The 8,322-nt window shown below is 40.3% G+C and carries 4 protein-coding genes; 2 read left to right on the top strand and 2 right to left on the bottom strand.

All coding sequences use genetic code 11. The annotated features are described in order from the left end of the window. Positions 1-107 precede the first annotated feature (107 nt). Together I6E11_RS13750 and I6E11_RS13745 are read right to left on the bottom strand one after the other, a co-directional pair. A complete protein-coding gene (locus I6E11_RS13750) occupies positions 108-2,171 on the bottom strand; it encodes an alpha-galactosidase (protein ID WP_235338716.1) in 2,064 nt (687 codons plus the stop codon). 27 nt (positions 2,172-2,198) lie between these two features. Then, on the bottom strand, positions 2,199-4,460 hold the full coding sequence (locus tag I6E11_RS13745; protein WP_235338715.1) for a TonB-dependent receptor: 2,262 nt from the start codon (positions 4,458-4,460) through the stop codon (positions 2,199-2,201). A 274-nt stretch (positions 4,461-4,734) separates the two neighbouring features. Here I6E11_RS13745 and I6E11_RS13740 point away from each other — a divergent pair, with 274 nt between their 5' ends. Next, positions 4,735-6,345, top strand: coding sequence for a SusR family glycan utilization regulator (locus I6E11_RS13740; protein ID WP_235338714.1), 1,611 nt, complete (start codon positions 4,735-4,737; stop codon positions 6,343-6,345). Between the two features lie 101 nt (positions 6,346-6,446). Then, positions 6,447-7,814, top strand: coding sequence for an alanine/glycine:cation symporter family protein (locus tag I6E11_RS13735; RefSeq protein WP_235338713.1), 1,368 nt, complete (start codon positions 6,447-6,449; stop codon positions 7,812-7,814). Positions 7,815-8,322 lie beyond the last annotated feature (508 nt).

The following is an 8,322-nucleotide window of genomic DNA, read 5'->3' as shown; positions in this document are numbered from 1 at the left end:
CTTTTGCTCATGGTTAAACTTTTAGTGTGGTGACTCAAAGATAACCAAAATAGGGCTGACTTCCAAAATCGGAGGACGGCCCTATCATTATAATGATGTATGAACTTTTAGCGGACAGTAATAATTTCTTCTACTTTATACATCTTGTTTGCATCGAGTCCCTGAAGTTTCACGTTCATAAGTTTTTCCTGATAGCGTGGGTGGATATCGTATGCAAATAATACTGCCTTGTTCTGGTCTTTGCTGACATAGTTCACTGCCATGTGGTTTGATTTGTATGGTGAAACCAGGCGGTACTGGTCACCGTCCATGATTGCAGGATTCAGTCTCTTCCAGTTGTTAACGGCAGTCTGGCAGTATTCCAGTTCTTCTGCACTCATTTCCTTAAGACCTATGTCGAAACCGAGTTTGCACATAGAAGCTACGTCTGTACGGAATTTCACTGAAGTATTCTTGTTCCAGCTTGTAACGTGTGCACACATAGCTTTTGCTGGGAAGAACTGTGAGAATCCCCACTGTATGTATATGCGTTCTATAGGGTCTGTATTGTCGCTGCACCAGAATTCAGTGAAGTATTTCAGTGCTTCGTAGTCGCAACGTGCACCACCACCTGAGCAAAGCATCATAGGAACGTTAGGGTAGTTCTCGTTTACTCTCTTCATCACGTTGTATACACCGCGTACGTGGTCGATATACATGTTGCCCTGTTTGTTCTTCAGATATGGAGAGTAGATGTTTGTGATAGGGCTGTTGCAGTCCCATTTGAAGAATGCTATTTCAGGATTTTCCTTCATCAGGTTTTCCACTACACTGTATACATAGTCCTGTACTTCAGGATTGCTCAGGTCGAGTACAAGCTGATTACGGTAGTAGTACATCTTTCTGTTTTCATCGTGGATAGCCCATTCAGGATGTTTCTCGAAGAGTTCGCTCTTTGGGTTTACCATTTCCGGTTCAATCCATATACCGAATTTCACTCCGGCTTCTTTTGCAGCATCCACAAGTGCAGGAACACCGCCAGGCAGCTTGCTGTGTGTCACTTCCCAGTCGCCAAGTCCTGCTTTGTCATCTTTACGAGGGTATTTGTTTGCGAACCATCCGTCGTCAAGAAGGAACATATCTACACCAAGGTGTTTTGCTTCTTTCATCAGTTCTGCAAGGATTTCCTGGTTGAAGTTGAAACCTGTATTTTCCCAGTTGTTAAGCAGTGTGAGTCTGCTGCCTTTACCGTCTTTCAGGCTATAGTTTCTTGCCCAGTTGTGGAGGTTACGGCTTCCTTCAGAAGTTCCGTTATAGCTCAGAGTGAAGATGAATTCCGGTGTGGTGAACACTTCGTTTTTAGGAAGTTCGTAGTTTGAAGCGTAAGGGTTGATGGCAGGAATGACGCGAAGGTTGCCTACGTTATCAACTTCGAAAGTGAAACGGAAGTTACCTGTCCATCCCAATGTTCCCATCAGTACATCACCCTGATTTTCTGCTACAGGCTGATCAAGTCCTATCTCGAAGAAAGGATGTGTATGCATTGCCGCACGGCTTCCCAGTTTTGTGTCGATTACTTTCTTTCCGAACTGTAGCTGCTGGCTGCTCATTTGCGCTTCTTTTGCCCAGTCGCTGCTGAATTCAGTCAGATAGTACGATGTACGGTTGAAGTATAGCATTGTCGAAGCATAAGTGGAAAGAGTGATAGGTTTCTTTTCCTGATGCTTGATTTCGCTCCATGTCTTGATTACGTTTTCTTTAGGATATGCCACATAGTGGAGTGTTACATCTACCGGATATTTGTCGTCGCGGAGATTGATAGTTGTTTGTGTTCCTCCTTCTACTTCTTTTGTAGATGAAGATACATAATATAAATATGTGGATGTCTTACCGTCGTTGTGGGTGATTGCTATTGCCGGTTCATAGTATTCTTCGTTTCCCGAACCGCTGTACACTTCCCATCCGCGCTGGCTTACACTGCCGTCTGAGGCAGCATGTACGTTCCACTGGAAGTTCTTTGTGTCTTCTTCGTGGAGAAGTTTTTCACCAAGATATGTCTGATACAGACGTCCGTTATCTCCTACCTGGAGGATAAGGTCGGTCTGGTTTGTTGATATACGGAATACTTTGTTTTCCGCATTTGCTTGAAATGCTGCACATACCAGTGCGCTTGCGATAATTAACTTTTTCATGGTTCTAATTATTGTGGGTTTATGATTTTAAAATTTTATACTTGCGCTGAATTCTACTGTGAACGGACGGAGATAAGTACCGCTCATGTAGCATCCTGCATATTTTGAAGCTTCGTCCTTGGTTATAAGTTCCGAACCGTTGATAGTTCCTTTGGCTCCTTTTTGGTTCAGGAAGTTTACTACTGTCACTCCTAGGTCGAAGTTCTTGTTTACTGTCCAGTTTATACCTCCGAATGTTTCCCAGCGTCCGTTGAAGTAAAGAGCTTCCTGAAGGTTGGCGTATGTTTTTCCAAAGTAACGGAAACTCAACCATAAACGCAAGTCTTTTGTTATGTTGTAACTTGGGTCCAACTCAACAAGAATCTGAGGGATTTCCTTTACTATCATGTTGTTGGCATTTACTCCCATTTGTGAGCCGTCACTGAATGTTACGCTGGCATTATAGTTTTTGTATACCGGTTTCTGGTATGTAAACAGCGCGTGCAGGTGGAAACCTTTGAATGGGTCTATTTCTGCCGATGTTGTCCATCCCAATGTCTGTATATCATATATAAGGAGTACGGTCTTTCCTTCGCTTGTTCCTGGTTTGGTCAGATTCTGCTGGTCGATGTTATTTGATTTAGCGATATATGTAACCATTGAAGTCAGATCTAGCCAGCTGTTCTTGTAGAATAATCCACCACGTACTAATGGAATGGTTACTCTCTTGTACTGTTCTTCTGTAGGACCAGTACCAGCATATTCGTTTATTCTTGGGAATCTTGTTGCAACAGTACCGTCGGCTGTTAGTCCGAATCCTTTAATCATATTGTATGTCACTCTTGCTGTGGCAGCGTAGTTCAGTTTGTCTTTTGTTACGTTTGCCGGAGTTATGAGCGTTCCGTCAGGAGCTGTATCGCCAATATAGAAGCCTGAGTAGCGTGGATGTGCAATCTGGTCGGCCGACATTCTGTAGTATTCCAGACGTCCACCATAGAACAGATTAAGTTTTGGATTTATCTGCCAGTCGTCAGTAAAATACAATGCGAGTTTGTTTTCATATCCTTTTGTATATTCAGGACTCAGTTCGTTGAATCCGCGGAAACGGCTGCCGTCGGCTGCTGTAAGTATTTCAGGATATTCCTGTACTGTACCAGTCCATTGCATTGATGATGAATGATAGTCCAGATGATAGTACCATTCGTTCAGACCGAGGTTCATTCTGTGGTTTCCGAATGTCTTTTCAAGTTCTGTTGTGAGGAGGATGTTTCTCACTTTTCCGAAGTGAAGCCATGTGCGTCGTCCTTCTATAAGTCCGCTGTATGGAGTCCCGTCAGATAGTGTGTATCCGTCTGCTTCTGTAATTTCGTTTATCGTACTGCCTCCGAAGTCAACATAGTTTGCTTCAGGTGCATTCATATATTTGAAGTCGAGATTCCATTTCAGACCGTTGTCGAAAGTATAGTCAGTAAGCAATGTTACTTCGTGTGAACGGTTGTCGGCCATGTCTCTGAGGTTGCATGTCTTCATTTTTCCGTCCATGATGTCCATATATTCGAACTCTCCGCTTGCAGGACCGTATGAAGCCAGTCCCGGTTCAAATCCCGGTAATTCTTTTATAGAACCGTCGCCCACATAGATGAATGGTGCAGAGTTGAGCTGGTTAAGTGAGTTTCTGCTGTATGCATATTTGTAGAGAAGGCTGATCTTGCCTTTGTTGTCGTTGAACAGTCTTGTCAGACCTGCACGGTAGATCTGTGTGCGGTCGGCATATTCATCGAATTTAACCTTGAATGTTCCCGGGTCGAATGTCTGATACATTGTACCGGAATATCTCCATTTGTCTCCTATACCGCCTGTAACGTTCATGTCGAACTGCTGTAGTCCGAAATGATTGGAACGGTAGTTCACTATACCTTTGAATTTTTTATCACCTATTTTGCTGAATGAGTTTACAGAGTAAGCAATATTTCCTGTTTTGATGGCAGATTCTGATGGAGTCATCAGTCCTACTTCACCAAGGCTGGCATCGCTTCGCCAGTGGTACTGAAGTTTGTGTACTGCCGACGAGTAAACTGCAGGAAGTCCGTTTTCATATACGTTTACATCTTCGCTAGGGAGTCCTATCTGTATTTCACGAGGTTTAGTAGCATCCGCTGCATTGAGCATTACGTTTCTTTCGCTACCATCAGCTTTCTTTGTAGATAGTGAATCCTGTTCAGAAATTCTGAAATCCGATTCATTTGCTTGCATTGTCATTGTAGGCAATATTGATGCAAGTGCCAAATAGGAAAAGATTTTCTTTTTCATGATAAATTGTTTAAGGAATTAGATATATTGTAGTGTTTAAATTCACAGCAGTAGCTTATATTTTTCTCATGTCGCAAATGTATTTACGTTTTTTTCATATTCCTTGTTCAAGTAGATGTCAAGTAGATGTCAAGTAGATTGCCAGTAGTTGATGTGTATATATAATTATCAGATAATTAGTAAATTCGTTATATGTGGTATATGGTGTAAAGTAGATTTTGATTTATTCAAAACTTTGTTTATTTTTGTATTCAGCTCATCTATATATAGTATTATGAATAATAAATTTACTTTGTTGCTTTTGCTTATGATTGGTGTGTCGTCTGTATTTGCTGCGGATGATACAGGGAAACTGTATACAGAACTTGATGCTTTGCTTCTTAAGAGGGATGAGTTCTGCCGTGCTAAGGAGACCCGTATCGATAGTATAAAAAGCTTGAAAGATGAGATTAATAGTTACTCAGGACTGTTCGGACTTTATAATGATGTATTCCTTGAGTATTATACTTACAGGTCGGATTCTGCATTTTATTATCTGTCGCTTGCCGAAGAGATGGCGGTTAAATCGTCGGTGGAAAAATACATTGATATGTGTAAGATAAATCGTTCATTGCTGCTTGCTACTACCGGATATTTCTCTCAGTCGCTTGATGTGTTGAAGGAGATAGACAGGGACAGGCTTGACTCATCTCTTATGTTTGACTATTATTCAGCATACGAATGGGTGTACAGTGTATGGAGTGAGTATTCGGCTGACGATGCATTTGCGGTGGATTTCAGAAACAGGGAAATGCTTTATAATGATTCAATGTTGCAGGTTCTTGAGCCTACATCAAACGAATTTATGTATTGGAGTGGGGAATTGAATGCCAGAAAGGGGAACCAGTATGAGGCACAGAAGTTTTACGAAAAGGCTTTGGTAGGTCTGAAGGTTGACACAAGACTTTATGCATGTGTTACATGCGGCTTGGCATTTGCTCATAAGAAACAAGGTAACATGAAGGACTACGAAAAATATCTTATAATGTCTGCCATTTCGGATATAACTTGTCCACTGAAAGAGAATCTTTCTATGCAGGAACTTGCTATGTTTTTGTATCAGAATCAAGAACCGGATTTGGCCAGAGCGAATAAATATATTAATTATTCGATGGAAGATGCTGTGTTTTATAACAACAGGTTAAGGATGCTGGAAATAGCAAAGAAGTTCCCACCTATAGTAAACACATATCAGGATAAGTGGATTGAGAGGAACACTATACTTGTAAGGTCTATTTATTTCATAAGTTTTTTGAGTATTCTATTAGTGCTTGCTATGCTGTATATCTTCAGGCAGTTGAAACTGTTGAGAGTTCAAAGATCTATTGTGACTGATATGAATGTGCAGCTTAAGGAACTGAACTCTGAATTGCTGAAAACAAATCGTACACGCGAAGAGTATGTAAGTCTCTTTATCGAACTGTGTGCTGCCTATATTGACAAATTGAACAAATATCAGGACTTGGTGAAGAGAAAAGTCAAGGCTAAGCAGGTTGATGATTTACTCAAGATTGCCAATAGCAGTAAAATGTCGGATAGTGATGCCAGGCAGTTCTTTGTCAATTTCGATACTGCCTTTCTTACACTTTATCCTGATTTTGTTTCTGAGTTTAACAAGCTTCTTAAGGATGGTGAAGAGATTATTCCAGGAAAAGGTGATATTCTTAATACCGAACTAAGGATTTTTGCTCTAGTTAGACTTGGTATAAAGGATAGTTCAAGGATTGCCACTTTACTTTTCTATTCACCGCAAACCATATATAATTATCGTACTGCTGTCAAGAACAAGGCAAAGAATAGGGAAGATTTTGAAGAACAGGTAAAGAAACTTTGTACTATGGTTTGAATCAACCTGTGTAAGATAAAATCTTTATTTGCTTAATTTATTTTCTGTATTTTGTTGGTTTTTCTATTTATTTGCTATTTTTGCACTCAAAATAATAGCAAATGGATTTATCAGTAGTAATAAAATTCTTCAATGATTTCAGTTCGTTGGTTTGGGGGTGGCCAATGATAATAATGCTTTTGGGTACACACCTTTTTCTGACTATAAGATTAAGATTCCCTCAATTATATTTGTTCAAGGCTTTGAAACTGTCCTTCTCGAAAGAAGGTAATGCTGATGGTGATGTAAGTCAGTTCGGAGCGTTGGCTACATCGTTGGCTGCAACTATTGGTACGGGAAACATTATCGGTGTGGCTACGGCTGTGGCATTAGGAGGTCCGGGAGCAGTGTTCTGGTGTTGGCTCACTGGTGTGCTTGGTATGTCTACAAAGTATGCCGAAGGCCTTCTTGCCGTGAAATACAGAGTGAAGAATTCATCTGGTGAGATGATAGGCGGACCTATGTATGCTCTTGAAAAGGGGTTGGGAATGAAATGGCTTGGAGTAGTATTTTGTGTCTTCACAGCCTTGGCTGCTTTTGGAATAGGAAACACGGTACAAGCCAATTCCATTTCACTTTTACTTAATGAATCTTATAACGTTTCTCCACACCTCAGTGGTATATGCATGAGTGTTCTCACCGCATTAGTAGTAATTTTCGGTGTGAAAGGTATAGCCAAGGTTTGCACAGCTCTTGTTCCTTTTATGGCTGTGATGTATGTGTTGGGATGTGTTTATATTCTTATTGTCAATCATGCTTATTTGGGAGAGGCTTTCAGTTTGATATTCGAATCGGCATTTTCAGCCAAGGCTGCAGGAAGTGGTTTTGTAGGTACCACAGTTATGATGGCTGCCCGATATGGTATTGCTCGTGGTCTTTTCTCTAATGAGTCCGGTTTGGGTTCGGCGCCAATTGTGGCAGCAGCTGCACAGACACGTAATCCGGTAAGACAAGCTCTTGTATCCTCTACAGGAACTTTTTGGGATACAGTGGTTATTTGTGCTCTTACAGGTCTCGTTCTTGTCAGTAGTATTTTGGCTTATCCTGATATAGATCATACTAGTGATGCTGCACTTACAAAAATGGCTTTTGCCAAGATCCCATATGTAGGAACACCTATTCTTTCCTTCGGTATAGTGACTTTTGCTTTTAGTACAATCCTTGGATGGACCTATTATTCGCAGAAAGCTGTTGAATATCTTGGAGGAAGAAAAGTAATGCTAGCATATAGGATAGTATGGATAATTATGATTTACGTAGGTTCAGTTATTAATCTTTCTCTTGTATGGAGTTTTGCTGATATTGTAAATGCATTGATGGCAGTACCTAATCTCATTTCGCTATTATTATTGTCTGGTGTAATAGTTAAGGAAACAAGAAAATACTTGTGGAATAACCGTCTGGATGATTATGATGATTCTCTTTCTTAAAAGATAGAGATTATTGCATTAATAATTTTCAGTAGATAATCTTCAAAATTATACAAAATTCCCGTGACACGATGGTGTCACTTTAGTCACACGTACGTGTCACTATAGTTACACGTGGGTGTTACTCTCGTCACACGAACGTGTAACGCTAAAACTGTACTGTCTTTTCGTAGAAAACGCATCAAAATGACAATAACAGAATTCCCCTTACATTTTTATTTGTTAATTACTAAAAAGCTTCTTCTGATAAAGTATACATGAAAGTAACTTCATTTAAGAAAAACTTCACACCGTTGTAATCTCTATAATCTTAAGATTCCCTCATTTTATTTCCTTGATCCCATCATTGCATCCCCCCATTTTTGCATCCCACCATATATTTTCCCCTTGATTTTCCCTGAAGACTAAAGTCCCGTACACAGTTTCCTGTATAATCTGTTATCCATAGATATTAATAATGTGTATGTTCTACAGCATAAAATTTCTGCAGTAATATACCTGTAAAAAG

The organism is Bacteroides caecigallinarum (assembly GCF_021531075.1).
In the GTDB taxonomy this organism is placed as follows: domain Bacteria; phylum Bacteroidota; class Bacteroidia; order Bacteroidales; family Bacteroidaceae; genus Phocaeicola; species Phocaeicola caecigallinarum_B.
The sequence above is the reverse complement of the archived record's forward strand: the minus strand, read 5'-3'. Positions and strand labels throughout refer to the sequence as shown.

Coding starts and splice junctions, on each gene's coding strand:
- I6E11_RS13745 (WP_235338715.1), bottom strand. CDS start 4,460: ATGAAAAAGAAAATCTTTTCCTATTTGGCACTTGCATCAATATTGCCT.
- I6E11_RS13750 (WP_235338716.1), bottom strand. CDS start 2,171: ATGAAAAAGTTAATTATCGCAAGCGCACTGGTATGTGCAGCATTTCAA.
- I6E11_RS13735 (WP_235338713.1), top strand. CDS start 6,447: ATGGATTTATCAGTAGTAATAAAATTCTTCAATGATTTCAGTTCGTTG.
- I6E11_RS13740 (WP_235338714.1), top strand. CDS start 4,735: ATGAATAATAAATTTACTTTGTTGCTTTTGCTTATGATTGGTGTGTCG.